Origin of the sequence: Roseinatronobacter bogoriensis DSM 18756 (assembly GCF_004366635.1) — a bacterium.
GTDB lineage: Bacteria > Pseudomonadota > Alphaproteobacteria > Rhodobacterales > Rhodobacteraceae > Roseinatronobacter > Roseinatronobacter bogoriensis.
Genome location: NZ_SORN01000002.1, coordinates 457,703 through 480,481, shown reverse-complemented (window position 1 = coordinate 480,481; position 22,779 = coordinate 457,703). Strand labels below are relative to the sequence as shown.

At 57.6% G+C, this 22,779-nt stretch carries 26 protein-coding genes and 1 tRNA gene; 14 read left to right on the top strand and 13 right to left on the bottom strand.

The window, feature by feature from the left end; translation table 11 throughout:
• The first annotated feature begins 19 nt into the window (after nt 1-19).
• The 8 genes from EV660_RS07085 to pgi all read left to right on the top strand — a co-directional run bounded on the left by EV660_RS07085 (nt 20) and on the right by pgi (nt 8,849).
• Entirely contained in the window at nt 20-763 is a 744-nt protein-coding gene (locus EV660_RS07085; RefSeq protein WP_071480997.1) for a uroporphyrinogen-III synthase, read from the top strand.
• 56 nt (nt 764-819) lie between these two features.
• Nucleotides 820-2,319 carry a hypothetical protein gene (locus EV660_RS07080; protein ID WP_071480996.1) on the top strand — a complete coding sequence of 500 codons (1,500 nt, stop codon included), beginning with the start codon at nt 820-822 and terminating at the stop codon, nt 2,317-2,319.
• Nucleotides 2,320-2,329: 10 nt separating this feature from the next.
• On the top strand, nt 2,330-3,787 hold the full coding sequence (locus EV660_RS07075; RefSeq protein ID WP_071480995.1) for a heme biosynthesis protein HemY: 1,458 nt from the start codon (nt 2,330-2,332) through the stop codon (nt 3,785-3,787).
• Between the two features lie 47 nt (nt 3,788-3,834).
• Nucleotides 3,835-3,910: transfer RNA gene (locus EV660_RS07070), tRNA-Thr, on the top strand.
• A gap of 448 nt (nt 3,911-4,358) precedes the next feature.
• Complete coding sequence (locus tag EV660_RS07065) at nt 4,359-4,943, top strand: HNH endonuclease (protein WP_071482170.1); 585 nt, start codon at nt 4,359-4,361, stop codon at nt 4,941-4,943.
• 114 nt (nt 4,944-5,057) lie between these two features.
• Complete coding sequence (zwf, locus tag EV660_RS07060) at nt 5,058-6,503, top strand: glucose-6-phosphate dehydrogenase (RefSeq protein ID WP_071480994.1); 1,446 nt, start codon at nt 5,058-5,060, stop codon at nt 6,501-6,503.
• On the top strand, nt 6,503-7,174 hold the full coding sequence (gene pgl, locus EV660_RS07055) for a 6-phosphogluconolactonase (protein WP_071480993.1): 672 nt from the start codon (nt 6,503-6,505) through the stop codon (nt 7,172-7,174). The genes zwf and pgl overlap by 1 nt, the downstream gene beginning before the upstream one ends.
• A gap of 67 nt (nt 7,175-7,241) precedes the next feature.
• A complete protein-coding gene (gene pgi / locus EV660_RS07050; RefSeq protein ID WP_071480992.1) occupies nt 7,242-8,849 on the top strand; it encodes a glucose-6-phosphate isomerase in 1,608 nt (535 codons plus the stop codon).
• A 59-nt stretch (nt 8,850-8,908) separates the two neighbouring features.
• On the opposite strand, the gene EV660_RS07045 is transcribed toward pgi, so the two are convergent.
• The 5 genes from EV660_RS07045 to EV660_RS07030 all read right to left on the bottom strand — a co-directional run bounded on the left by EV660_RS07045 (nt 8,909) and on the right by EV660_RS07030 (nt 13,066).
• A complete protein-coding gene (locus tag EV660_RS07045; protein WP_134013889.1) occupies nt 8,909-9,487 on the bottom strand; it encodes a hypothetical protein in 579 nt (192 codons plus the stop codon).
• Nucleotides 9,488-9,564: 77 nt separating this feature from the next.
• A complete protein-coding gene (locus EV660_RS18590) occupies nt 9,565-9,738 on the bottom strand; it encodes a hypothetical protein (protein ID WP_168800290.1) in 174 nt (57 codons plus the stop codon).
• On the bottom strand, nt 9,735-10,850 hold the full coding sequence (locus EV660_RS07040; protein WP_071482169.1) for a YeeE/YedE family protein: 1,116 nt from the start codon (nt 10,848-10,850) through the stop codon (nt 9,735-9,737). Before EV660_RS07040 ends, EV660_RS18590 begins: the two co-directional genes overlap by 4 nt.
• An 88-nt stretch (nt 10,851-10,938) precedes the next feature.
• The gene (locus tag EV660_RS07035; RefSeq protein WP_071480990.1) at nt 10,939-11,871 is read right to left on the bottom strand and encodes a sulfurtransferase; all 933 of its coding nucleotides are present in this window, start codon (nt 11,869-11,871) and stop codon (nt 10,939-10,941) included.
• 247 nt (nt 11,872-12,118) lie between these two features.
• The gene (locus tag EV660_RS07030; protein ID WP_244927314.1) at nt 12,119-13,066 is read right to left on the bottom strand and encodes a DMT family transporter; all 948 of its coding nucleotides are present in this window, start codon (nt 13,064-13,066) and stop codon (nt 12,119-12,121) included.
• 105 nt (nt 13,067-13,171) lie between these two features.
• Between EV660_RS07030 and EV660_RS07025 the strand changes: the two genes are divergently transcribed.
• Entirely contained in the window at nt 13,172-13,957 is a 786-nt protein-coding gene (locus EV660_RS07025; protein ID WP_071480989.1) for a hypothetical protein, read from the top strand.
• Between the two features lie 79 nt (nt 13,958-14,036).
• Here the strand turns inward: EV660_RS07025 and EV660_RS07020 are convergent, their stop codons facing one another.
• On the bottom strand, nt 14,037-14,795 hold the full coding sequence (locus EV660_RS07020; RefSeq protein WP_232727280.1) for a methyltransferase family protein: 759 nt from the start codon (nt 14,793-14,795) through the stop codon (nt 14,037-14,039).
• A gap of 199 nt (nt 14,796-14,994) precedes the next feature.
• Here EV660_RS07020 and rplM point away from each other — a divergent pair, with 199 nt between their 5' ends.
• On the top strand, nt 14,995-15,456 hold the full coding sequence (rplM, locus tag EV660_RS07015; protein WP_071480988.1) for a 50S ribosomal protein L13: 462 nt from the start codon (nt 14,995-14,997) through the stop codon (nt 15,454-15,456).
• A gap of 2 nt (nt 15,457-15,458) precedes the next feature.
• Nucleotides 15,459-15,938, top strand: a complete 480-nt coding sequence (gene rpsI, locus EV660_RS07010; RefSeq protein WP_071482166.1) for a 30S ribosomal protein S9 — start codon at nt 15,459-15,461, stop codon at nt 15,936-15,938.
• Between the two features lie 102 nt (nt 15,939-16,040).
• On the opposite strand, the gene EV660_RS07005 is transcribed toward rpsI, so the two are convergent.
• Nucleotides 16,041-16,274 carry a hypothetical protein gene (locus tag EV660_RS07005; RefSeq protein ID WP_071480987.1) on the bottom strand — a complete coding sequence of 78 codons (234 nt, stop codon included), beginning with the start codon at nt 16,272-16,274 and terminating at the stop codon, nt 16,041-16,043.
• A 102-nt stretch (nt 16,275-16,376) separates the two neighbouring features.
• Nucleotides 16,377-17,396, bottom strand: coding sequence for an asparaginase (locus EV660_RS07000; protein ID WP_232727279.1), 1,020 nt, complete (start codon nt 17,394-17,396; stop codon nt 16,377-16,379).
• Nucleotides 17,397-17,580: 184 nt separating this feature from the next.
• On the opposite strand from EV660_RS07000, the gene EV660_RS06995 reads away from it, so the two are divergent.
• The 3 genes from EV660_RS06995 to EV660_RS06985 all read left to right on the top strand — a co-directional run bounded on the left by EV660_RS06995 (nt 17,581) and on the right by EV660_RS06985 (nt 19,627).
• Nucleotides 17,581-18,111 carry an invasion associated locus B family protein gene (locus EV660_RS06995; protein ID WP_375781716.1) on the top strand — a complete coding sequence of 177 codons (531 nt, stop codon included), beginning with the start codon at nt 17,581-17,583 and terminating at the stop codon, nt 18,109-18,111.
• 94 nt (nt 18,112-18,205) lie between these two features.
• Nucleotides 18,206-19,384 carry a dual-specificity RNA methyltransferase RlmN gene (rlmN, locus tag EV660_RS06990; protein WP_071480986.1) on the top strand — a complete coding sequence of 393 codons (1,179 nt, stop codon included), beginning with the start codon at nt 18,206-18,208 and terminating at the stop codon, nt 19,382-19,384.
• Nucleotides 19,385-19,387: 3 nt separating this feature from the next.
• Nucleotides 19,388-19,627 carry a GlsB/YeaQ/YmgE family stress response membrane protein gene (locus EV660_RS06985; protein WP_071480985.1) on the top strand — a complete coding sequence of 80 codons (240 nt, stop codon included), beginning with the start codon at nt 19,388-19,390 and terminating at the stop codon, nt 19,625-19,627.
• 8 nt (nt 19,628-19,635) lie between these two features.
• Here EV660_RS06985 and EV660_RS06980 read toward each other — a convergent pair whose 3' ends face one another.
• From EV660_RS06980 to ispH, 5 genes are read right to left on the bottom strand one after another with little or no spacing between them, the layout of a single operon-like run.
• Nucleotides 19,636-20,259, bottom strand: coding sequence for a trimeric intracellular cation channel family protein (locus EV660_RS06980; RefSeq protein ID WP_071480984.1), 624 nt, complete (start codon nt 20,257-20,259; stop codon nt 19,636-19,638).
• The gene (rnhA, locus tag EV660_RS06975; RefSeq protein ID WP_071480983.1) at nt 20,256-20,723 is read right to left on the bottom strand and encodes a ribonuclease HI; all 468 of its coding nucleotides are present in this window, start codon (nt 20,721-20,723) and stop codon (nt 20,256-20,258) included. Before rnhA ends, EV660_RS06980 begins: the two co-directional genes overlap by 4 nt.
• The gene (locus EV660_RS06970) at nt 20,723-21,340 is read right to left on the bottom strand and encodes a glutathione S-transferase family protein (protein WP_232727278.1); all 618 of its coding nucleotides are present in this window, start codon (nt 21,338-21,340) and stop codon (nt 20,723-20,725) included. The genes rnhA and EV660_RS06970 overlap by 1 nt, the downstream gene beginning before the upstream one ends.
• Before the next feature lie 27 nt (nt 21,341-21,367).
• Entirely contained in the window at nt 21,368-21,814 is a 447-nt protein-coding gene (locus tag EV660_RS06965) for a DUF3429 domain-containing protein (protein ID WP_071480982.1), read from the bottom strand.
• Nucleotides 21,811-22,764 (bottom strand): 4-hydroxy-3-methylbut-2-enyl diphosphate reductase, encoded by a 954-nt coding sequence (gene ispH / locus EV660_RS06960; protein ID WP_071480981.1) that lies wholly within the window; start codon nt 22,762-22,764, stop codon nt 21,811-21,813. Before ispH ends, EV660_RS06965 begins: the two co-directional genes overlap by 4 nt.
• Nucleotides 22,765-22,779: the final 15 nt, after the last annotated feature.

Here is a 22,779-nt window from a genome sequence, read left to right as displayed (position 1 = left end):
TGATAACTTCGGATGAATCATGCCGCAACGCCCATGCCTTGTGCTTACGCGCCCAAAACCTGAGTCGGAACGCTTTGCGCAGCAGGCCCGTGACATAGGCTGGCAGGAAGAGATTCTGATCGCGCCACTGTTGGAGATTGTGTTGCTTTCGCTGGAAGAGGCCGATTTTGCCTCCGCACGCACGCTTATCGTCACATCTCAGCACGCGGTCAGCGCATTGGCGCTTGCGACCGATCGTCGCGACTGGCCTGTCTGGGCTGTGGGTCCGCGAACGGCACAAGCTGCGCTTGAGGCGGGTTTTGCTGCGGTGCACCAGTCAGGTGGGGACGCAAAGGCATTGTTGGCGGATCTGGCACAAGCGCCGCTTCTGGGACCAATCCTGCATATTCGGGGGCGCCATGCCATTGCAGATATAGCAGCAGCGCTTCAGGCGTTTGGGCACGATGCGTCCTCAGTGGTTGGATATGAGCAGTTTTCCCGCAGTTTTGACGATTCTGTGGCCCAAAGGGTGCAGCGGGGGGGCGATGTAGTGCTGCCTGTGTTTTCGCCGCGCTCGGGCCGTCTGCTGGGAGAAGCCTTGCAGACAATCGACACAAGCAAGGCGCGTGTGCATCTGATCGGCATCAGTGCTGCGGCACTACAGGCGGTATCCTTCGAGCAGGCTGCAAGCTGTCACATTGCGGCGCGACCTGATGCCGCGTCTATGTGCGCAAAGCTCTATGACGTGCAGCAGACGCTTGAGCCTGCTCAAAAGCCACGATAAGGTGAAGTGAATGGTTTAGTGGCAGCAATGCCGCACCGGGGAGTGAGGGTAACAAAGTGGCGCGAAGAACGACCAGAAAGAAATCGCCGACATCAAACGCCAGTGATGCGGCAGGATCGGAACCCACGCGCCCAATTGATACAAATGACCCGGTCGATACAGAAATAGCACAGAACACCCCGAATGCTGATTCTGACGTAAGCGAAGGGTCTCAGAACTCCAAGCTACCAGAGCCACCTTCCGAAGGCGCAACTCAGAGCCTTGAGAAGGAAGCAACCGTTGCGACCGCAGAAGAAGCACAATTGGCCAAAGACATAACGCCGCCAGAGGCCAGCAAGGTGACTGATGACACCACGTTGGACACCCCTGCGTCAGGCGAGAGTGTTGAGCCGTCAGCCGAGGATGTCGCGGCGGCACCTGAAGCCGCCGAAACCAAGGATGTTGGGACGAAACCTGAAGGTGCAGCGCAAGACGCTGATCTGACATCATCTTCAGAGGCAAATGACAAACCCGATGCGCCGGAAACCATAGATCCGGTCGAAGAGGTCAAGCAGGACAGCCACGAACCCAATGCCTCTGCGCACCCCGCACCAGGTGCGCCAGCTGAACAACCGCAACCGCGCAAAAGCGGGTTTTTCCCGATGTTGATCGGGGGGCTGCTTGCTGGCGGTATCGGGTATGGTGCTGCCTATATGGGGTTTCAACAGCAGGCCCCAAGTTCCGCTGACGAGATAAGCCAGATCAGAACCGAGATTGCAGGGCTGCGGGCAGAGTTGGAAGACGTTGGAGCGCCAGCCGATCTCTCTGCGCTGCAAACAGAGCTTGCAGAATTGCGTGGGCAAATCGGATCAGGGGATGAAGCCGATCTTGGGCCTTTGCAGGCGCGTTTTGAAGATATGACTGATGGCCTGTCACAACAGCTTGGCACTGTTTCAGAAGAGGTGGACAGCTTGCGTGCGGCGCTTGCCGAGGCAGAAGAACAGATTGCAGCGCTTGGTGCGGATATGGCTGATCTGCGCGATCTTGGCGAACGTCGCGTCGCCGAAGCCGAAGCGGCAGTGGATGTTGCACTTGCGCAATCGGGTCTGGACAGTGTGCGTGCTGCGCTGGAAACGGGTGTGCCTTATCCTGATGCGGTTTCCCGGCTGGAAGGGGCGGGCGTGCGTGTCCCCGAAGCTTTGGTTGCACCCGCAGCAAGCGGCATTCCCACGCTAGAGGGGTTGCAAGAAGATTTCCCGCAAGCCGCGCGTGCGGCCTTGCGCGTCGCATTGCAAGATGCACCCGCCGAAAGCACGGCTGACCGTCTCGGAAATTTCTTACGGGCCCAAACCGGCGCACGCTCGACCGCGCCGCGACAGGGGGATGATGCCGACGCCATTTTGTCGCGCGCAGGTGCGGCACTTGAAGCAGGGGATCTGGAAGCCGCGCTCGCCGAAATTGCAGCCCTGCCAGAGCCCGCGCAAGCGGCGATGGGGGGCTGGCTGAACGCGGCTCAGGCGCGGGTTGCCGCGCGTGATGCCTTGCCTGAATTGATCAACGCCATTTCGACAGAGTAAGGAAGTCTCTATGTTCTGGACATTATTCAAAATCCTTCTCTTTGTTGGTGTGGTTGTTGGGCTGGCCTATGGCGCGGGCCAGTTGATGGACAGCAACCAGACGGTCGGATTGCGCATTTTTGACATGGAATTCGTGCTTGGCCCCATGCAGGCGCTTATCGCACTTGGCGTGTTTTTGGCGGCACTCTGGCTGATCCTGAAGTTGATCGGCCTTTCATTCGCGGTACTTCGCTTCATGAATGGTGACGAAACCGCCGTACGGCGTTTCTTCATGCGCAACCGTGAAAAGCGCGGTCTGGATGCACTGCTTCTGGCACTGGTGGCGCAGGCCGAGGGGGATGGCAAAACCGCGATCGTCAAGGCCGAAAAGGCGCACAAACTCCTGAACCGGCCTGTGATGACCAATCTTCTTGTAGCTCAGGCCGCAGAGATGAAGGGCAATCGCGAACTGGCAGAAGAACGTTACAAGGCCCTGTTGTCTGACAACCGCAGCAGATTTGTTGCTGTACAGGGGCTACTCCGCTCCAAACTGGATCAGGGTGACAAGGAAAAAGCCCGCGCACTTGCGGCCAAGGCGCTGGAAATGCAGCCCGCGCATGAGCCGACGCAGAACGCCTTGCTACAAATGCAGACCGAGGCAGAGGATTGGGGTGGGGCGCGCAAGACATTGCTGCTGAAGAAAACCTCTGGCAGCCTGCCGCGCGATGTCTGGCGCAGGCGTGATGCCATTCTGGCCTTGCAAGATGCCGATAAATTGGCGGCACAAGGCGAACTGCAACGCGCAAGAGAGGCTGCGATAGAGGCCAACCGCCTGTCGCCAGACCTTATCCCGGCGGCTGTTGCGGCGGCGCAGGCGTTAAGTGCGCAAGGCAAAGGCAGCTATGCGGCCAAAGTCATCAAACGGGCGTGGAAGGCGCAACCCCACCCGGATCTTGCCGCCGCTTTCGCCGCGATCGAGAAAGACGAGACGCCCAAACAGCGCAAGACCCGTTTTGAAAAACTCTTGCGCATGCATCCGAATGCTGCGGAAACCAAGCTGCTGCGCGCCGAATTGCTCATCTCGGCAGAGGATTTTCCAGGGGCGCGCCGCGCGCTGGGTGATCTGTATGAAAGCGATCCCACTGTGCGTGCCTTGACCATCATGGCTGCAATCGAGCGTGGCGAAGGGGCTGACGATGCAGTTGTGCGCGGCTGGCTTGCGCGGGCATTGACTGCTAAGCGCGGCCCCCAGTGGGTTTGTTCGAAATGTCAGCATGTGCATGCGTCATGGCAGGCAGTTTGCGACAATTGTGGTGCCTTTGACACGCTGGAGTGGCACGATGCGCCCGACAGCACTGGTCCTTCTGCCACGCAAACGGAGCTTTTGCCCCTGATCGTGGGCAATTTGCCGAAGCCGGTCGAAACATCAGATGCGGTCGTTGAGGGCGATATCGTCGAAACCGCAGACGTCGAGAATAAATCTGCTTAAAGGGTCTGGTCGGCACCAAAAACCGGTGCTAAAGACCGCGCGAAGTTGCCGCTGTAGCTCAGTTGGTAGAGCACGTCATTCGTAATGATGGGGTCGGGGGTTCGAGTCCCTTCAGCGGCACCAGGCAATTCCAGATTGTGTGGATCAAGTTGTTTGATCTGTTAAAGCTCGCGGATGGCGGCGCAATTGAGTCCATTGCTGCTTTTGTGCTTCTTTTTTGTTCAACGAAAGCGAAATATTTGACAGAATTCGCCACGAGGTCGTGGGCGACTTTGGTCTTGCCGCGCCATCACAGCAGCATTTTTTATGAGAGCAGATGTTGCTTTTCGTCATCTGACGCAAAGAAATCAGCTTTCGCTCAGGCCGCAGTAAAGCATCTGCTATTCATGCAGATGTTTCAAAACTCCAATAGCCTGCGACCATGCGACATTTGGTGGCATCTTAAGGCTTGCCAGATGCTACGCGCTATATATAGTCGCAGCTAACAAATGCTGTGGCGCAGCATAGTTTCGGCCCTGCGGGGCGCGCGCAAGATGTCGCCCCAAGGGCCACCAGATCGGAGGTGGCACCTGTGGATGGTGATTTCAGATCAGATTTTGTGCGCGACCCGGTTGCGCTGCGTCAGTTTCCGGCATTGGTGCTGAACGCGGATTACAGGCCGCTTTCTTATTATCCGCTGTCGCTATGGCCGTGGCAGGACGCGGTCAAGGCAGTGTTTCTGGACAGAGTCGATATTCTTGCGGAATATGAGCAGGTGGTGCGCAGCCAGCGAATGGAAATACGCGTGCCCTCGGTCGTGGTGCTGCGCGAATATGTCAAACCGCGTAAACGCGTGGCGTTCACCCGTTTCAACTTGTTCCTTCGTGATGAGTTTTCCTGTCAGTATTGTGGTTCAAGAAATGATCTGACCTTTGATCATGTTTTGCCGCGCAAATTGGGCGGTGTCACGAGTTGGGAAAATGTCGTGGCAGCATGCGCCCCGTGCAATCTGCGCAAGGGGTCCAAGACGCTACGAGAGTCTGGAATGAAGCTGCGCACACGGCCGATACGTCCTGAGTCCGAGCAGTTGCGCAATCTTGGCAGACGTTTTCCGCCCAACCATCTGCATGACAGCTGGCTGGATTATTTGTATTGGGATACCGAACTCGAAGCCTGAGCGCGGTTTCGTTTGCGTACTGGACAGGTCAACTGCCACACTGTAAACGAGGCCATGATAGCGCTAACGATAGCGGAATAAGGCGCTGAGCAGGTTTTCAGACGAGGGGGTAACATGGTCGCACGCGTCATTCCGGTTGAAAAGTTTGACCTCGTCATTTTCGGAGCGACAGGGGATTTGGCGCGGCGCAAGATCCTGCCTGGCCTGTATCGGCGCTGGAAAGAAGGCCAAATCCCGAAAGGCGCAAAAATCGTTGGAGCAGCCCGAAGCGATATTCCGCGCGATGACTTTCGCAGCATGGTCCGCGCTGCACTGGAAGAGTTTCTAAATCACAAAGAGCTGGTTGACGACAAGATTGCCAGCTTTCTTGAGATGCTGGACTATGTCACCATCGACGCGAAAGGTGATGATGGCTGGGATATGCTGGGCAGCATGATGCGTCCCGAAATGGTGCGCGCCTTCTATTTCTCGGTGGCGCCGTCATTGTTTGGGGGTATCGCCAAACGCCTGCACCAACGCGGGATCGCGGATCGCAATTCACGGATCGTCGTGGAAAAACCCTTTGGCAAGGATCTGATGACTGCGCGCGCGCTGAATGCCACGCTGGCCGAGTATTTTCATGAGGACCAGATCTATCGGATCGACCATTATCTGGGCAAGGAAACCGTTCAGAACCTTATGGCCGTGCGTTTTGCCAATATTCTGTTTGAACCGCTGTGGAATTCTCAGTTCATTGACCATGTGCAGATCACTGTGGCAGAAACTGTCGGTGTTGATGGTCGCGGCGAATATTATGACAGTTCGGGCGCGATGCGGGACATGGTACAGAACCATCTGATGCAATTGCTGTGCCTGATCGCGATGGAGCCCCCGCACAGCTTTGAGCCTGATGCGATGCGCGACGAAAAGCTGAAGGTTATCCGCGCGCTGGACCCGATCAAGCCGGGCGAATATGTGCGCGGGCAATACCGTGGGCGCGGTGAAGAGGATTACCTGGTCGACAGCGGCAACCCTGACAGCCGCACAGAGAGCTTTATTGCCATGAAGATGCATATTTCCAATTGGCGGTGGAAGGGCACCCCCTTTTATCTGCGCACCGGAAAGCGGATGAAATCGCGCGTGTCAGAGATCGCGGTCACCTTCAAGGAGCCGCCGCATTCGATCTTTGGTGAATCGAACCAATGGCGCGAAAATGTGCTGGTGATCCGGCTGCAACCCGATGAAGGCATGGATCTGCGTGTGATGATCAAAGAACCCGGACCCGGCGGGATGCGACTGAAGGATGTCGCACTTGACATGAGCTTTGCAGAGGCTTTGGGCAATGATCTGGACATACCCGATGCCTATGAGCGATTGATCATGGATGTGATCCGCGGAAACCAGACCTTGTTCATGCGCGGAGATGAGGTCGAGGCCGCATGGGCCTGGGTCGACCCTGTGATCGAGGGGTGGGAGTTGCGCGAAGATCAGCCAGAACCCTATGAGCCGGGATCGACAGGGCCGGAAGGCGCGCTTATGCTCATGCACAAGGATGGGCGCCGCTGGCGGGAGATCAGGTGATGGAGTTTCATGAATATCCCGACCGGGAAATGATGATGCTGCGTGTCGCGCAGCGCATAGCGTCCGAACTGGGGGAAAGCCTGCGTGCCAATGGCCGCGCCACACTTTCCGTTCCGGGCGGGACAACACCGGGGCCTGTTTTCGACACCCTAAGCGGGGTAGAACTGGACTGGTCACAAGTGTCAGTCGTGCTGAATGATGAGCGCTGGGTCCCCGAGGACAGCCCGCGTTCAAACACGCGGTTGCTGCGTGAGAGGTTGTTGCGCGATAAGGCTGCACAGGCGAAGTTGATCCCACTCTTTGCCAACACCCCCGAGCCTGAAGCTGCGCTTGAGAGGGTGATCGAAGGGCTTGTCCCACATCTGCCTGTATCGGTCCTGCTTCTGGGTATGGGGGAAGATATGCATACCGCATCGCTCTTTCCCGGCGCAGACAATCTGGAAGCGGCGCTTGGCGCCGATGCGCCGCCACTGATGGCCATGCGTGCCGATTCCGCAGGGGAGCCGCGCATCACCTTGACTGCGCCTGTGCTACGCGCGGCGGTACGAGTACATGTTTTGATCACAGGTGCCGCCAAACGCGATTCGTTAGAGCGAGCAGCAAAACTTTCACCGAGAGAGGCGCCGATCGCCTGTGTGCTGGATCAGGCGCAGGTGCATTGGGCAGAATAAACAGGTGCAGGGGGCTGCGCCCCCTGATTTGAGTATTTAGAGCAAGAAAATGAGCCAGGGACAGGGCATGAGCAACTGGAATGAGTTGGCGCGGCATCAACGCGCGACCGAAGCGCGACATATTCAAGAACTTTTTGCTGATCCGGATCGCGCGGAGGCTTTTTGCGTGCAGGCCGACGGTATGCGCTTCGATTATTCCAAGACGAATATAGACGAAACCGGTCGCGCACTTCTGGTGCGGATGGCCGAAGATGCAGGGCTTGTTGATAAACGCGCTGCAATGTTCACAGGCGCGCAGATCAACCAGACCGAGGGGCGCGCCGTTTTGCACACGGCTTTGCGCGCCGCAGATGATACGGTGATCGAGGTTGAGGGTGAAAACATCATGCCCGAATTGCGTGCGATCCGCGCGCGTGCCTATGCCTTTGCACAGGATGTGCGCGCGGGGCGGTTTGTGGGGCAGGGCGGGCCGATTACCGATGTGGTCAATATCGGGATCGGTGGATCGGACCTTGGCCCCGCAATGGCGACGCTTGCATTGGCGCCCTATCATGACGGGCCACGGTTGCATTATGTCAGCAATGTCGATGGCGCACATATCGCGGACACGCTGAAGGACTTGGACCCGGAAACGACGCTGGTGATCGTGGCCTCGAAAACCTTTACGACAATAGAGACGATGACCAATGCGCGCACGGCGCGGGACTGGATGGCAGAGCGCGTCGCCGATCCGGGGGCGCAATTCGCGGCTGTATCCACCGCGTTGGACAAGACAGCCGAGTTTGGCATCGCACACGAACGCGTGTTTGGTTTCGCGGATTGGGTCGGGGGGCGGTATTCGGTCTGGGGACCGATCGGGCTTGGCCTGATGATTGCAATTGGCGCAGAAGGGTTTGCGGAATTCCTTGCAGGCGCGCGCGCAATGGATACCCATTTTCTGAACGCTCCGCTGGATCAGAACATGCCTGTCATGCTGGCGTTGGTCGGCATCTGGCATAATCAGCTTTGCGGATATGCAACCCGTGCGGTTCTGCCCTATGATCAGCGGCTTGCACGGCTTCCGGCCTATCTGCAACAGCTGGAGATGGAGTCGAATGGCAAGCGCGTCGATATGGATGGCCGCGATCTTGAACGCCAATCCGGCCCGGTTGTGTGGGGCGAACCGGGGACAAATGGTCAGCATGCCTTCTACCAGTTGATCCATCAGGGCACACGGATTGTCCCCTGTGAGTTTCTGCTGGCGGCCAAGGGGCATGAACCGGCGCTGGCCCATCATCACCGCTTGCTGGTTGCGAATTGCATTGCGCAATCGGAAGCGTTGCTGCGCGGGCGCTCGTTGGAGGAGGCGCGCGCCATCATGGCAAAGAAGGGGCTTGAGGGTGCTGAACTGGAGCGGCAGGCAAGGCACCGGGTCTTTGCAGGCAACCGCCCTTCGACCACATTAATCTACCCATGTCTTACCCCGTTTGTGCTTGGGCAGATCATCGGGCTTTATGAACACCGTGTGTTTGTCGAAGGGGTTGTGCTTGGCATCAATTCCTTCGATCAATGGGGTGTGGAGTTGGGTAAGGAGCTGGCAACGGCACTGGGCCCATTGCTGGAAGGCGCTGACGCGTCTGACAAGGATCCGTCCACGCAGGCGCTGATCAGCTTTGTGCGCAATCAACAGGACTAGGCTTTTGCAATGAAAAAGCGCCGCCTGAGGCAGCGCTTTTTCTACGTTCTGCAGCACTGTCAGAAGCGAACGATTGTCTCGAAGTCATCCATCTGTGCAGCATCGGGGGAAATCAGATCATCCACACCCAGCTGAATGGTCGCGCGTGTCCCATCGTCCGAAATGGTGCCGGTCGAGCTTTCGATTTCGCGGCCCTGCACGGTAAAGCTGATCGACATGCCGGCAAACATCTGGCGCATCATTGCCATCATCTGCGGGTCGTCCATCATTTCGTCCATGCCGTCATTCATCGCGGACAAGGGGAACAAGGCGCGCACGCGATTGCTGTCTAGATAGGTCAACTCACCCTGAATATCGGTTGGCACGTCATCTGCCGCATCCGGGCGCATCAACTCGGCAAAGGTGCCGATCTGGTCGAATGTGCATCTCGCATGGCTGTCACTGAGTACGAGTGAGCCACCATCCTCTTCGGGGCAAAAGGAGTCGTCGCCCCCCGTCATCTCGTACATCTGGCGTTCCATCTGGATGAAACCCGTCAGACGCGCCTCATCCTCGCCCAGGACTTCGACTGTCATATCGACTTCGACACAGGCGGCCAGAACGGCTGCTGCCGGAAGGACAAGGAATAAGCCGCGCATGATAGATCTCCCGAATTCAATTGGTCCGGTGCGCAGCAAAGCAGAAAACGCCTTTGCCTGCCAGCCCGAATTCGAAATTATCCGCCAGTGCAATGCGCGCCTTCGGGTGCAGCACCGGAACCAAATGCAAATGCAGGTGGCGCTGTGAACAGGTCCGGCGCACCACTTTGGCCAAGATCAAGTGCAAGAATGGCCGTGATCAGTGCCAAGGCCAGAAATCCGGTTACCGGGCGAGAGATGCGCGCGCTCATGCGTAGGCCCCCCCGCTGATACGTGGTCGCAACAGGACAGGCCGCAACTTGATGCCCAGAATTGAGCCTGCAAAAGCCGCGACCAGCCACACCCAGCCATGTAGCGATCCGGTCGAGATGCCGCTGAAGAAGGCACCGACATTGCAGCCAAAGGCCATGCGTGCCGAGTATCCCAAGACCAGAGCGGCGAGCAGTACGGCTCCGTAAGAGGCAAGCGTCAGCGCTTGTGTCTGTGCACCGGGGTCCGCGCGCCAACGCATCACGGCAAACGCCCCGATCAACAGCCCGATATTTGTAAGCGATGTGACATCGGTCAGGATTGACTCTGCAAGACGTGTCGCGTTGCCCTCTGCGGCCCAGAAAGCGGTCGAGGCCAGATCAGCGCCACCGGCCTGCGCGATTTTTGCGCCCCAAAGCCCAAGCCCGTAGACAATACCCCAAGGCTGGCCCGCAATGACCAGATTTGCCAGTGCGAGTGCGGCAATCAAGACCGCCGCAATCCACAGGCGGCGCGGAGGGATGCGTTTGCCGGGTGCGCTGCGCAGAAAGGCAATCACCGCCACGATAGCCAAGCCTGCAAGGGTCAGGACAAGGCCGCCAGTCTCGCCAAAACTGCCCTGGGCAGAGATGACAGGCAGGCTGCCAAGGCTGGACCACCAGCCCAGATGCAATGTTCCGACAAAGCTGCCTGCAATGAAACCGGCCAGCGCGATCAATCCGACCAGATTGCCGCTACCTGCGTTCACCAATGTCCCCGATCCGCAGCCCATGACCAGTTGCATGGCTGCACCAAAGACGAAAGCGCCCAGGATCATGCCGATTCCGACCGGTGCATGAGCGGGAACCAACTCGCCTCCGCTGCCTGCCATCAGTGGGAACGCGACCACAGCAACCAATGCGATTGCGATCAGTTGCGCCAGTAGCCCGCGCCCGTCACGATCCGTGACGATCATGCGCCAAGGTCCGGCGAATCCGAAGCGCAGCCCTTCCAGCACAAGTCCGAACCCAAGGCCGACCAGAACCAGAAGCCCGGCGCGCGGGCCGGCCATGACAAACGCGAATAGTGTGAAACCCAATACAATCAGAAGCACAGTGGCACGCTGTAGGAACATTGGGGAGCCTTTCGAAAAAGTAAGGACGCGCGCCTTGGCCGCGCGCGTCATCAGACATGTCTTAGGTTACGTTGCCCTAAGGCGCGGCTTAGAACAAGCCCTCAACCCAGCGCTTGGTCGAGCGCCATAGATAGGCAAGCCGCGTTGGTTCATTGTCAAGCTCGTGGCCGTGAACCGCGTATTCAGCCATGCTTTCTGCGTAAAGGCGGGTGTTTTCGATACCGGCCAATTCACTGAGGGCGAACCAGTTCAGCGCCGCCCAATGCCCTGTGTTGCAGAAGGATACTGTCACAGGCGCTTCAAGCAATCCCTTACTTTCGGCTACTTCAAACGCCCGCTCGGATGAGACCATGCGGTTGCCGTCGAAAAAGTCACCATACTCAAGGTTTTCTGCGCCGCGGACCGTGCCGGGACGTGCGATTGACCATGCAAGCCCTTCGAAAAACCCGCTTGGGCGGCTATCCAGAAGGCGGGCTTCTCCGCTATCTACCAGTTCTGCAACCTCAGTGGTCGAGATGTACCATTCATTGGTCCATTCTGCCATGAAATCGGTTTCTGCAACTTCGACAGGAGTCGTCGAGACGGGCAATTCAGCGTTCTGCCATGCAGCGAAACCGCCATTCAGCAGCGCCAGATCCTGCACACCGAGGGATTTCAGCGTCCAGTATACGCGCGCTGCCGTGCCCATGTCGGTTTGGTTCTCGCCAGAATGAACGATGACAACAGGCACGTCTGCTTCTACGCCGACGCGTGCAGCTTCAAGCTCGTATTCCAGCTCAGGCAGCAGCGCGCCGGGGTTGGACGGCCCACCGCGCCAGTTTGCATAGGGCGAATAGGCCGCGCCGGGAATATGGCCTGCTTCAAAATCGCCGGACACGTGGATGATGCGAATATTATCCTCAGTTTCCAGAATTGCAGCCAGTTCAGCGGGTTCCAGAAGCGGGCCCCAGCCCTGTGGGGTCGCAAGTGCGAGTGAGGGCAGGGCGAGCAGGGAAAGGCTTAGGGCGGTTGTGCGCAGCATCAGTAATCTCCTTGCGAGATGATTTGCGAGTGTTGCTGCGCAGATAGGCGGCGCAGTCAGCCAAGGCAAGGCAAACTGGCTTTTGTGGCTGCGCTGGCAGGCGACACGTGTTTACAACACGCAGGCAGGACAGGAAACGTTAAGCGCTTGACGCTATATTTCGGAAAATAATTCTGCACGGTTGCGGCTTTCTAGCGACTACGGCCTTATTCAAGATAAGAGCGGCGGCAACTGCGGAAACTGTCCTTCAGGAATGTGGCAGGCGTTCCTGCGGTTTTCGACCGAGTTGCGATTCGCGCCACAGGATCAACAGGCCAGATGCAATGACCAGAGTTGCCCCGGCAATCATCGGCCCGGTCGGGATCTCGCCAAAAAAGGCGTAGCCGATGAAGCTGGCAAAGAACAGTTGTGCATACCAGAAAGGTGCCAGAGCCGAGGCATCTGCAAAACGGTAGCTTGCGGTCATCATCAATTGCCCCACACCGCCCAGGGCACCTGTGAGAACCAGCAATACCATGACCTTGCCGGATGGCACGACCCAGCCGAAAGGCAGTGTCAGTAAAGAGAGTGCACTGGCCGTCACCGCAAACCAGAACACGATCGAGGGGGTCGACTCCGTTGCGACCATATGGCGAACGATAATCTTGACCAAGGCGGCGCAAACTGCCGCCCCCAAGGCCATCAATGCACCAAGACGTGCCATTTCATCCACCGTGCCACCTAGCGACAGGCGGGGCCAGACCACGATCATGACCCCTGCCAGCCCTATTGCGACAGCGGTCCAGCGGAACAGGCGCACCTTTTCACCCAGAAACACAACCGCGAAGCCCAAAGTCAGCACTGGTGCCGCAAACCCGATTGTCGTCACTTCGGGTAACGGCAACAGCGAAAGGGCGAGGAAATTCATGCCCAAAGTGGCAGAGCCAACGAGGCCGCGCAGCAGATGCAGGCGTGGCTGTGTCATGCGCAACCCATCCATGAGTGGCCCTTGCAGGGCAATCCAAATGAGGATGAACGGAAGCGAAAAGAAGGCCCGCGAGAAAACGGCTTGTCCGGTCGGCACATATGCGGACACGGCCTTGACCACACCCGCCATACTGACCAGCACCAGCAACGCACACAGGTTCAGTGTTATTCCTGTCAGGGGTCTGGCAGATGTCCTGCTTGACAGCATGGCGGCTCCGATATTGTTCACATGTGTAATAGAAACCCCTGTCACAAGATACAAGCCGCCAGCTGCGCACTTGCCATTCTGCCTTGGGCGCTTTAGCTGCACTCGCACCATTTGAAAGGCTGCAAAATGGAAGAAACGCTGCTCGATATTGCATGGTCCAACGCCGAAGCCGCGCCCGACGATGGCGCGATGCGCCTGCAATACTATTCTCGACTGGTCGAGGCAGAGATGTTCTTGCTGCTGGAACGCGAGGCCGAGGGGGACGCGGTCGAGCCAAAGGTGTTTGATCTGGAAGATGGGCCGATTGTGCTGGCTTTTGATACTGAAGCGCGCCTGACCGAATTTACCGGACTGCCCGCGCCCTATGCGGCCTTGCCCGGCCGCGCATTGGTCGAAATGCTGACAGGGCAGGGTCTGGGGCTGGGGTTGAACCTTGGCGTTGCGCCGTCATCGCGATTGCTGCCGCCTGAGATAATCGAGTGGTTGGCCCAGATGCTGTTGGAGCGCCCTCAAGAATTACAATCGCGTGTCACAGCATTGCACCCGCCCAAAGGTCTGCCTGAAAACCTGCTATTGGCGTTGGACCAGCGCCTTGCGCGCATGGAGGGGCTGGCCCGCATGGCGTATCTGACTCTTGCAGAATATGACAATGGCACGCGGGGACATATGCTTGCGATTGTCGATCCGGCACCCGGCGCGGAAGCCGCGCTTGCGCGCGCTGTGCAAGCCGCGTTGAGCTTTTCTGGCGTTGAGGCAGGGATGTTAGATGTGACTTTCCTGAATGCCGATGACCTTCGCGCCGCAGATTGCGCGCGTGTGGGCTTGCGTTTCGATCTGCCGCAACGAGAACCGGAAACAGCCCAGAATCAAGCGCCGGGCAGTGACCCAAACAATCCACCTAAATTGCGCTGACGTTCTGGTTTCGACGAGCAGGTTATAGCAGCGCATAGCCGTAGATCGTCAGCGGCATGGTTCAGGTATTTTGATCGCGTCAGAAGATCGGAATGAAACCAAGGTCATATGTTTCACGCAGCCATACAATAATACGGGTGGCCGGGATCAACATGATAAAGACCAGCGCGTCCTTGAAGTTGCCCCTCAGATGTTTGAGGTCTGCCGTCACATATGGCTGTGTCTGCCAAAGAGCGGCATTGGGAAGGATCCGCGGGACGCGGGCCGCATAATCGTCGTAGTCGGTCCCGAACTCTGCCCGCAGGTACTTTTCTTCCCCCTTCGCCGTGCGCGAGAGGATGAAATACACGATACCGGCGAACAGCACAGACAGCACAATGCTGCCCAGCATCAGCCCCAAGCCAAGTGTCGCGATTGTTGAGAAAAGGTATAGCGGATGTCGACATATCGAATATGGACCATCCTGAAAAACGACCTCTGACTTGCGCCCGCCGATATAAACAATGCACCAGAACCGGCCCAGCACGCCGGCAAACACCAACAGGATTCCAGCCATGTCCATAAGCGCGAAAGATAGGGATGCAGGTGAAACACCAGGCTGAAGCATAACCAGAAATGGGACGAGAAGCACGGCAGCAACTCGCAATGCGTTGATCCGGTTCTTCACCCACCATGTTAATTTCTTTGACTTTTTACTTTTAGTAAAAACAGGATTCGTCGCTGTCACAATGGCCTCACGAAAATGTGTGTCAGCGTTATTTCTATCGGTAAGAATATTGTCAAGTGTCCATTGCTGCACGCACCGCATGATCAGAGTGCGGTTCCATTTGGCTTTCATCTGCAAAGGCACTGGCTTGCATGTTCGCCCAGGCAAAACGCGTAGTAAATAATGGGGTAATATAATACCATAATTTTAAGCAATTGTTTTTGCTGTATTAAATGGAACATCAGGCCCTTGACTTGGCCTTTGAAATCAATAAAAGCGGGCCATCGCGCTGAGATGCGCAATAATGGATCACTTACGTCAGGGTCACGACATGAAAACCTACTCTCTCAAAGCAGGAGAGATCGAGAAGAAATGGATCATCATCGATGCCGAAGGCATCGTGCTGGGCCGCCTCGCCTCGATCATCGCCATGCGCTTGCGCGGCAAGCACAAGGCTTCTTTCACACCCCATATGGATATGGGCGACAATGTTATCGTCATCAACGCCGACAAGGTGCAGTTGACGGGCAACAAGCGCAACAAGCCGAACTATTGGCACACTGGCTATCCGGGCGGGATCAAATCGCGCACCACGGGCCAGATTCTAGAGGGGCGCTTCCCCGAACGCGTGGTGATGCAGGCCGTGAAGCGCATGCTGCCCGGTGGGCCATTGTCGCGTCAGCAGATGACGCATCTGCGCGTCTATGCGGGTACGGAACATCCGCATGAGGCACAGCAGCCGGAAGTGCTGGATGTGCGCGCGATGAACAAGAAAAATACGCGGAGTGCATGATCATGGCTGAAGATCTCAAAACCCTCGACGATCTGAAATCCGCCGTTACGCCGGTTGAAGATGAAGCGCCTGCACGCGAACCCGTTCGTGACGACCTGGGCCGTGCCTATGCAACAGGCAAGCGCAAGGATGCGGTTGCCCGCGTCTGGATCAAGCCCGGTTCTGGCAAGGTAACTGTCAATGGCAAGCAGATGAGCGAATATTTTGCGCGCCCGGTCTTGCAAATGATCCTGCGTCAGCCGTTTCAGGTTGCAGGCGTTGTTGACCAGTTCGATGTGAATGCAACGGTCAAGGGCGGTGGACTTTCGGGGCAGGCCGGTGCTGTCAAGCACGGTATCTCGAAAGCGTTGCAACTGTTTGACCCGGCTCTGCGTGGGTCGCTGAAAGCCGCGGGCTTCCTGACACGCGACAGCCGTGTTGTGGAGCGTAAGAAATACGGCAAGGCGAAAGCACGTCGTAGCTTCCAGTTCTCGAAGCGCTGATTTCGAGTATATATCACAACAAAACGCCCGCAGCTTTCGCAGCGGGCGTTTTGCATTGCGCGTAACGAACGAGAGCGTTTGATCAGGCCCAGATGCCTGTTGTCAGCCCGCCGTCTCGGTCGTGGGCGCAGGCAGGGCTTTCGCTTCATCCGGCATCTGTTCTGGAAGCTCGATGGCGAAAGTACCTTCTTCAGGGTAAATTGTGATTCGCGCCTTGGGTGTCAGCGTTGCAAGTATCTCGTTGATTTCTTTCTGTGCCCGCTCGATCGTTTCGCGTTGTGTTTCACGCTTCATTTGCGCTGCGCTGGCTTTGTTGCCGAACAGAAACCTGAACATGGTGGCATTCCCTCCTTAAAAGCTTCACTGCATATACCAAGGCGAGATGTTGTAAAAGGCAACTCGCCGCGTTGCAGCACGATTTGCTCCATCACAGTCCTGTCATGAAAAACCCGGTGCGGTGCAGACATGCCCAGCGTGCAAACCGCGCCTGCTATACAGGGGGCCAAGATATTTTTGGACAATGGGGTGTTCCGGACTTAGCACACCATGTCGGATCAAAAGTGCTGTGATCGCCGCTTCTGCTGCGCGAACACCGCCGTCAACGATCTTTAGCGCAATCCCGAGGCCCTGCTGGGGCAGGATCGCCACAAATACCGCTTCTGCCCCGGTTTTAATCGCAGCGCGCCCACCCATTGCGCGCATCAAATCAGTGCAGGCGCGTGTTTCGCCTGCAACCAGATCCGGGTGCTGGATCATGGCCTCTCGAAGCGCGGTCATTGCCCGCGACCGACCGTCACCCGTTTCAGATGCGGCCGCAAATTGCGCCATGGCAAAGGCCAGTGCAGACAGGCTGGTCGCAAAATTTGGCGCGGAACAACCGTCTATGCCGAATCCGGGTGAGGTCATGCCTGTCACCTCTTCGAATGTCTGACGCACGGCTTGCTGAACCGGATGGTCCGGCAGTGTATATTCGGGATCATCACCAAGGTGACGGTTAAGCGTCAGAAAACCGGCATGTTTGCCCGAGCAGTTATTATGCAATTGGCAGGGCTGGCGGTCAGTCTTGATCAGGTGGTCGCGCTGCGCGATATCCTGCGGGTCCTGGCAGCCGCATCGAAGGTCGCTTTCTCCCAAACCGATATCTGCCAGCCATTTTGCAACACGGGCCACATGTATCTCTGCCCCTTGGTGCGAGGCGCAGGCCAGCGCAAGGTGCTCTGGTAGCAGATCGCGCCCTGCACCCGATTCCAGCAAGGGCAGCGCCTGAACCATCTTGCAGCTTGAACGGGGGTAGATCACTGCATCTGCCTGCCCCCAGCTTTCGACAATTTCGCCTGTGGGGCGCATGACGACTGCATGTCCCCGATGCAGACTTTCCAAAATGTCGCCGCGCCATAATTCGACCAGTGGCACAGCGCCAGTGTCGATGCTGGGATTGCTCGGCATTTTGTTGCTCATTTCATTCTCTCCTGCTGCACAACTGCTCACGCCTGCGCGATTTATTGCCAATGGGGCTTTGAATTTCCGCCATCTAGACGATAAGACACATCATGGAAGGTCCACTCGCTGCGGGAATGCTATCGGCATGCGTGGCGCAAAATCGGGGCCGGGTCAATTGGAGGCATGGCAGCAAATGATGTCACTGAGGCAATTCGGATCGACGCTTGCACTGGCCGCAGGTGTATACGGGGCAGGGCTTGCCTCGGCTGTACAGGCACAGGAATCCAGCAATCGCGTCGCAGCAGAAACGGATTGGAGCGTCTTCGTCGAGGAGAGCCCGAAGGAATGCTGGACAGTTTCCGCGCCGCGCGAAACTGTCAACACGCGTGGTGGCCAGCCTGTTCAGGTAAGGCGCGGTGATATTTTGCTATTTGCCACATATCGCCCAGGTAGCGATACACCCGAAATTTCATTCACTGGCGGCTATCCTTTCGCAGCAGATTCGACTGTTGATGTGACCATCGGCTCAAATGAGTTCCAACTCTTTGTGGATGGTGAATGGGCTTGGGCGGGATCGCCTGAGGAAGACCAGCGTATTTTTGCTGCGATGCGTGCAGGCGCAGATGCTGTCGTATCTGCCCGGTCATCGCGCGGGACGAATACGCGCGACACCTTCTCGCTGTTCGGTTTTACTGCGGCATCACAAGAAGCGTCGCGCCAATGCGCTGAATAATCAGCGCTGGTCAGCGAATTTCGCGCCGCCCGGGCTGTAAAACCTGGGCGGCTTTGCTATATGCCATGAATGTTTCAACCGAAAAGAGGCCGGTATGCGCTTAGATGCCCCGATCACACAGGACGTTCTGACCCTGCCGCGTAAACCGGCAGAGGGGAGCAAGCGCAATCTTGTGGGTATGACCCGCGACCAGATGGCGGAGGCCCTGATCGCAATGGGCACCCCGGAAAAACAGGCCAAGATGCGTGTGGGGCAGATCTGGCAGTGGATCTATCACTGGGGTGTGCAGGATTTCGGGGTTATGACCAATCTTGCAAAAGCCTATCGCGCCCAGCTTGCCGAGAATTTCGAAATTTCGCGCCCTGAAATCGTGACCCGTCAGGTTTCGGAAGATGGCACAAGAAAATACCTGTTGCGCATTGCGGGCGGGCACGAGGTCGAAGCGGTCTACATACCTGAAGAAAGCCGTGGAACACTTTGTATTTCTTCACAAGTTGGCTGTACTTTGACATGTACTTTCTGCCACACTGGCACTCAGAAACTGGTCCGCAACCTGACGCCGGCGGAAATCGTCGGCCAGGTTCTGGTCGCGCGTGATGATCTGGGTGAATGGCCTGTTCCCGGCGCGCCCAAGGATGAATCTCGCCTTGTAAGCAATGTCGTTCTGATGGGTATGGGCGAGCCGCTGTATAATTTCGACAATGTACGCGACGCAATGAAAGTCGTGATGGATGGCGAGGGGCTTTCGATCTCTCGCCGTCGGATCACCTTGTCCACTTCTGGGGTGGTGCCAGAGATTGCGCGCACTGCAAGCGAGATTGGGTGTCTGCTTGCCATCAGCTTCCACGCAACAACCGATGAGGTGCGTGACAAACTCGTTCCAATCAACAGGCGCTGGAATATCAAGGCATTGCTGGACGTTCTTCGTGAATATCCGCGCCTGTCTAATTCCGAGCGGATTACGTTCGAATATGTGATGCTGAAGGATGTCAACGACAGTGACGCTGATGCGCGCCGTCTGGTCAAGCTGATCGCGGGCATTCCAGCAAAGATCAACCTGATTCCGTTTAACGAATGGCCAGGCGCGCCTTATCAACGGTCGGACTGGGCGCGGATCGAGGCATTCTCTGACATTGTCCACAAGGCGGGTTATGCCAGCCCCATCCGCACACCGCGTGGCGAAGATATCATGGCCGCGTGTGGTCAGTTGAAATCCGCGACAGACCGCGGACGCCTTTCGCGGGCCGAGATTGCGGCTCAGGTAGGGCATTAGGTTATGCCGGTCATCTTGCTGGTCGTCATCGGGGCTTTGGCAGGTGTTTTGGCCACACGACTGATGCGGATGGACACAGACCTACCGACAGCAATGGTCATCGGTGTGTTGGGGGCTGTGGTGGGTGGTATGGGCTTTCGGTTTATGATGACCTCGGCCAGTTGGGTTGGCGCATTCGTGCTGGCATTGCTGGGCTCGCTGGTATTGCTTTGGCTGTGGCAGCAATATCAGGGGCGGCGCTGAACGGGCGCCTAGCTGCGCGGGGGGCGGCTTTTGTAAACGGGCAGGCACCACCCAAACAGCAAGGAACCCGCGCGTAGCGCAAAGGTTGTCACGCCGCATGCAAGCAGTGCGACAAGCGTTGAGCCGCCAAGCAGGGTCACAAGAACCGCAGCCAAGGCACCCGCGAATGCCGCAGTTGCGTATAACTCGCCCTTTTTCAGGATCAGCGGCACCTCATTGCAGACCACATCGCGCATCAACCCGCCGAAAGTGCCTGTCGCAATGCCCATGATGACCACAATCGGCCAGGTTTGCGTCATTCCAAGCGCGACGCCGACACCGGCTGGCACAGCAACTCCAAGCGCAAGCGCATCCAGCCATTCCAGCGCACGCAGGCGAGATTCCAGCAGATGGGCTGTGAAGAAAACAAGAACCGCTGCGATACAGCCAGAGAGGATCATTCCCGGATCGGCCACCCAGAACACGGCATCGCGGTTCAGGATGACATCGCGCAACGTGCCGCCGCCAACAGCAGTCAAACATGCCAAGAACACAAAGCCCACAATATCCAGCTGCGCACGGCTGGCTGCCAGTGCCCCTGTCAGGCCAAAAATGAATACGGATGCATAATCAAGGCCTTGGAGCAAGGTCATGATGTATTCTTCGCAGGTTTGTATGGGGCCATCCCGGCGCGGGCGAGTTCATCGGCGCGTTCATTTTCCGGGTGGCCTGCATGGCCCTTGACCCATTCCCATGTCACCTTGTGTCGCGCTTGCGCTTCGTCAAGGCGCTGCCAGAGTTCGACATTCTTGACAGGCTTCTTGTTTGATGTGCGCCATCCATTGCGCTTCCAGCCGTGAATCCAGCCTGTCACGCCGTTCTTCACATAGGCGCTGTCGGTGACGATGGTAATTTCGCTTGGCCGGTCCAGCACCTCCAGCGCCGAGATTGCGGCCATCAACTCCATGCGATTATTTGTCGTCTCGTGCTCTCCGCCCGATAGTTCGCGTTCCTTGATGATCTCTGTACCGCGCATGGCACGCATCAACACGCCCCAGCCACCGGGGCCGGGGTTGCCTGAGCAGGCTCCGTCAGTGTAGGCGACAAGATCAGGCATCACAGCCCCACATATCCGGGCAACGCTGCCACGCGCGCGATCCAGCCGCGCAGGCCCGCGAAAGGCGTCAGATCGAAGCCCCCGCGCGACTCTGCCGTGTGCGTGTAGGCATAGAGGCAGAGATCGGCGAGGCTTGGGGCGTTGCCCACTAGCCAGTCGCGCGCGCTCAGATGGTCGTCCATGATCTGCAACAGGCCAGTGCCACTGACCAGCAGTTCCGCCAGGCGCTCTGGTGTCGCCTGTGCCTTGCGGTGCGGATAGTTCAGCAAAGCGGCGCGCACGGCAATTACGCCTTCATGCTGGTTCTGTTCCCAGAACATCCAGGACAACATTTGAGCATGGACCACAGGGTCGGTCGGAACAAACGGGCTGCCTTGCCCCAGATAAGACAGAATCGCGTTTGACTCGGGCAAAAGTATACCGTCGTCCAACTCCAGAACCGGCGTCTTGCCAAAGGGCAGTCGCCCATCAGCATGTGCGCGTTCTAACGTGGCAGAGCCGTATTCAACATCTATGCGTTCCACATCTTCCCGCCCCAGCAGCCCCAGAAGCAGCCGCACTTTGTAGCTGTTGCCAGAAGACGGCATGGAGTAAAGCTTCATTGTCTGGTCTTTCATGGCTTACATCGCACCTAGTGCACAGCCTTACCCCAGCCAGAGACCTGCCGCCAGACATAGCACGACCGCGCTTGTCAGAATCAGTCGCAACGGCATCCACCAATGCGGGGTCAGGCCCCAGCGGCTGAATTGCAAATCAATAACCAGCAAGATGACAAAGCCCGTGATCAAAGCGGTCAATGCCTGTGTCGGCCCCCCGCCAACGAAAAAGAATGCCCATAGCGCAGGGCCGACTGATAAAGCATAGCCGGTCCAGGCTGTTTCCGCCCCGCGCGCGGCAAAGCCCCATAACACCCCCGACATAAACCCAAGGATGACGATCCCATAAGCGATCAGGACATATGGCCCGGTAAAGCGCGGACCGATCAGGTCCAGCGTGGTCTGCGCCAGTGCGGGGGACAAAAGTGTCGCGACACCCCAGATGAACGGCAGCAGCCCCGAAAGGCCGAGCAATAGCGCGGGACGCGGGATCATGCCGTTTCGCGCAACACGCGCGGGACCTTGAATTCGACGCGCTCTTTCGCTGTTTCGACCAGTTCGACTGTAACAGCATAGCGCGCGCGGAACGCGTCGATCACTTCATTCACCAGTTCTTCCGGTGCCGACGCGCCCGCAGTAATGCCGACCGACCCGATGCCCGACAGCGCACGCCAGTCAATCTCGGTTGCGCGCTGCACAAGCTGTGCATAAGTGCAGCCCTTGGCGCGCCCCACTTCAACCAGTCGCTGCGAGTTCGAGGAATTGGGCGCCCCGATGACCAACAGCGCGTCGATCTTAGGTGCAATTGCCTTGACTGCTTCTTGCCGGTTGGTTGTCGCGTAGCAGATATCTTCTTTATGCGGACCGATGATCGCGGGAAAGCGCGCTTTCAGGGCCGCGACGATTCCTACAGTATCATCGACCGAAAGGGTGGTCTGGGTAATGAAGGCCAGCTTCGCGGGGTCGCGTACATCCAGCATGGCCACATCCTCGGGCGTTTCGACCAGCAGCACCTCGCCTTCTGGCAGTTGTCCCATCGTGCCGATCGTTTCAGGGTGGCCTTCATGCCCGATCATGACCATCTGCAAGCCGTTTGCATGGTGGCGCTCGGCCTCGATATGCACTTTGCTGACCAGCGGGCAGGTTGCGTCCACATACAGCATCTGGCGGGCCTGTGCGGCCTCGGGCACTGATTTCGGCACACCATGGGCGGAAAAGATCACCGGACGATCCAGCGGGCAGTCGTCGAGTTCCTCGACAAAGACAGCGCCTTTAGCGCGCAACCCGTCCACAACATATTTATTATGCACGATTTCGTGGCGGACATAGACAGGCGCGCCCCATTTCTCCAATGCCATTTCGACAATCTTGATGGCACGGTCCACGCCTGCGCAAAACCCGCGCGGGGCGGCAAGATAAAGCTTGAGAGGGGGAAGGTCTGTCATGGTCTGGCCCTTGAT

Bases quoted from the DNA above. Each gene is read 5' to 3' on its own strand.
- EV660_RS07085 (WP_071480997.1), top strand. From the start codon at position 20: ATGCCGCAACGCCCATGCCTTGTGCTTACGCGCCCAAAACCTGAGTCG.
- EV660_RS07075 (WP_071480995.1), top strand. From the start codon at position 2,330: ATGTTCTGGACATTATTCAAAATCCTTCTCTTTGTTGGTGTGGTTGTT.
- zwf (WP_071480994.1), top strand. From the start codon at position 5,058: ATGGTCGCACGCGTCATTCCGGTTGAAAAGTTTGACCTCGTCATTTTC.
- pgl (WP_071480993.1), top strand. From the start codon at position 6,503: ATGGAGTTTCATGAATATCCCGACCGGGAAATGATGATGCTGCGTGTC.
- pgi (WP_071480992.1), top strand. From the start codon at position 7,242: ATGAGCAACTGGAATGAGTTGGCGCGGCATCAACGCGCGACCGAAGCG.
- EV660_RS07045 (WP_134013889.1), bottom strand. From the start codon at position 9,487: ATGCGCGGCTTATTCCTTGTCCTTCCGGCAGCAGCCGTTCTGGCCGCC.
- EV660_RS18590 (WP_168800290.1), bottom strand. From the start codon at position 9,738: ATGAGCGCGCGCATCTCTCGCCCGGTAACCGGATTTCTGGCCTTGGCA.
- EV660_RS07040 (WP_071482169.1), bottom strand. From the start codon at position 10,850: ATGTTCCTACAGCGTGCCACTGTGCTTCTGATTGTATTGGGTTTCACA.
- EV660_RS07035 (WP_071480990.1), bottom strand. From the start codon at position 11,871: ATGCTGCGCACAACCGCCCTAAGCCTTTCCCTGCTCGCCCTGCCCTCA.
- EV660_RS07025 (WP_071480989.1), top strand. From the start codon at position 13,172: ATGGAAGAAACGCTGCTCGATATTGCATGGTCCAACGCCGAAGCCGCG.
- EV660_RS07020 (WP_232727280.1), bottom strand. From the start codon at position 14,795: ATGAAAGCCAAATGGAACCGCACTCTGATCATGCGGTGCGTGCAGCAA.
- rplM (WP_071480988.1), top strand. From the start codon at position 14,995: ATGAAAACCTACTCTCTCAAAGCAGGAGAGATCGAGAAGAAATGGATC.
- rpsI (WP_071482166.1), top strand. From the start codon at position 15,459: ATGGCTGAAGATCTCAAAACCCTCGACGATCTGAAATCCGCCGTTACG.
- EV660_RS07005 (WP_071480987.1), bottom strand. From the start codon at position 16,274: ATGTTCAGGTTTCTGTTCGGCAACAAAGCCAGCGCAGCGCAAATGAAG.
- EV660_RS07000 (WP_232727279.1), bottom strand. From the start codon at position 17,396: ATGAGCAACAAAATGCCGAGCAATCCCAGCATCGACACTGGCGCTGTG.
- rlmN (WP_071480986.1), top strand. From the start codon at position 18,206: ATGCGCTTAGATGCCCCGATCACACAGGACGTTCTGACCCTGCCGCGT.
- EV660_RS06985 (WP_071480985.1), top strand. From the start codon at position 19,388: ATGCCGGTCATCTTGCTGGTCGTCATCGGGGCTTTGGCAGGTGTTTTG.
- EV660_RS06980 (WP_071480984.1), bottom strand. From the start codon at position 20,259: ATGACCTTGCTCCAAGGCCTTGATTATGCATCCGTATTCATTTTTGGC.
- rnhA (WP_071480983.1), bottom strand. From the start codon at position 20,723: ATGCCTGATCTTGTCGCCTACACTGACGGAGCCTGCTCAGGCAACCCC.
- EV660_RS06970 (WP_232727278.1), bottom strand. From the start codon at position 21,340: ATGAAAGACCAGACAATGAAGCTTTACTCCATGCCGTCTTCTGGCAAC.
- EV660_RS06965 (WP_071480982.1), bottom strand. From the start codon at position 21,814: ATGATCCCGCGTCCCGCGCTATTGCTCGGCCTTTCGGGGCTGCTGCCG.
- ispH (WP_071480981.1), bottom strand. From the start codon at position 22,764: ATGACAGACCTTCCCCCTCTCAAGCTTTATCTTGCCGCCCCGCGCGGG.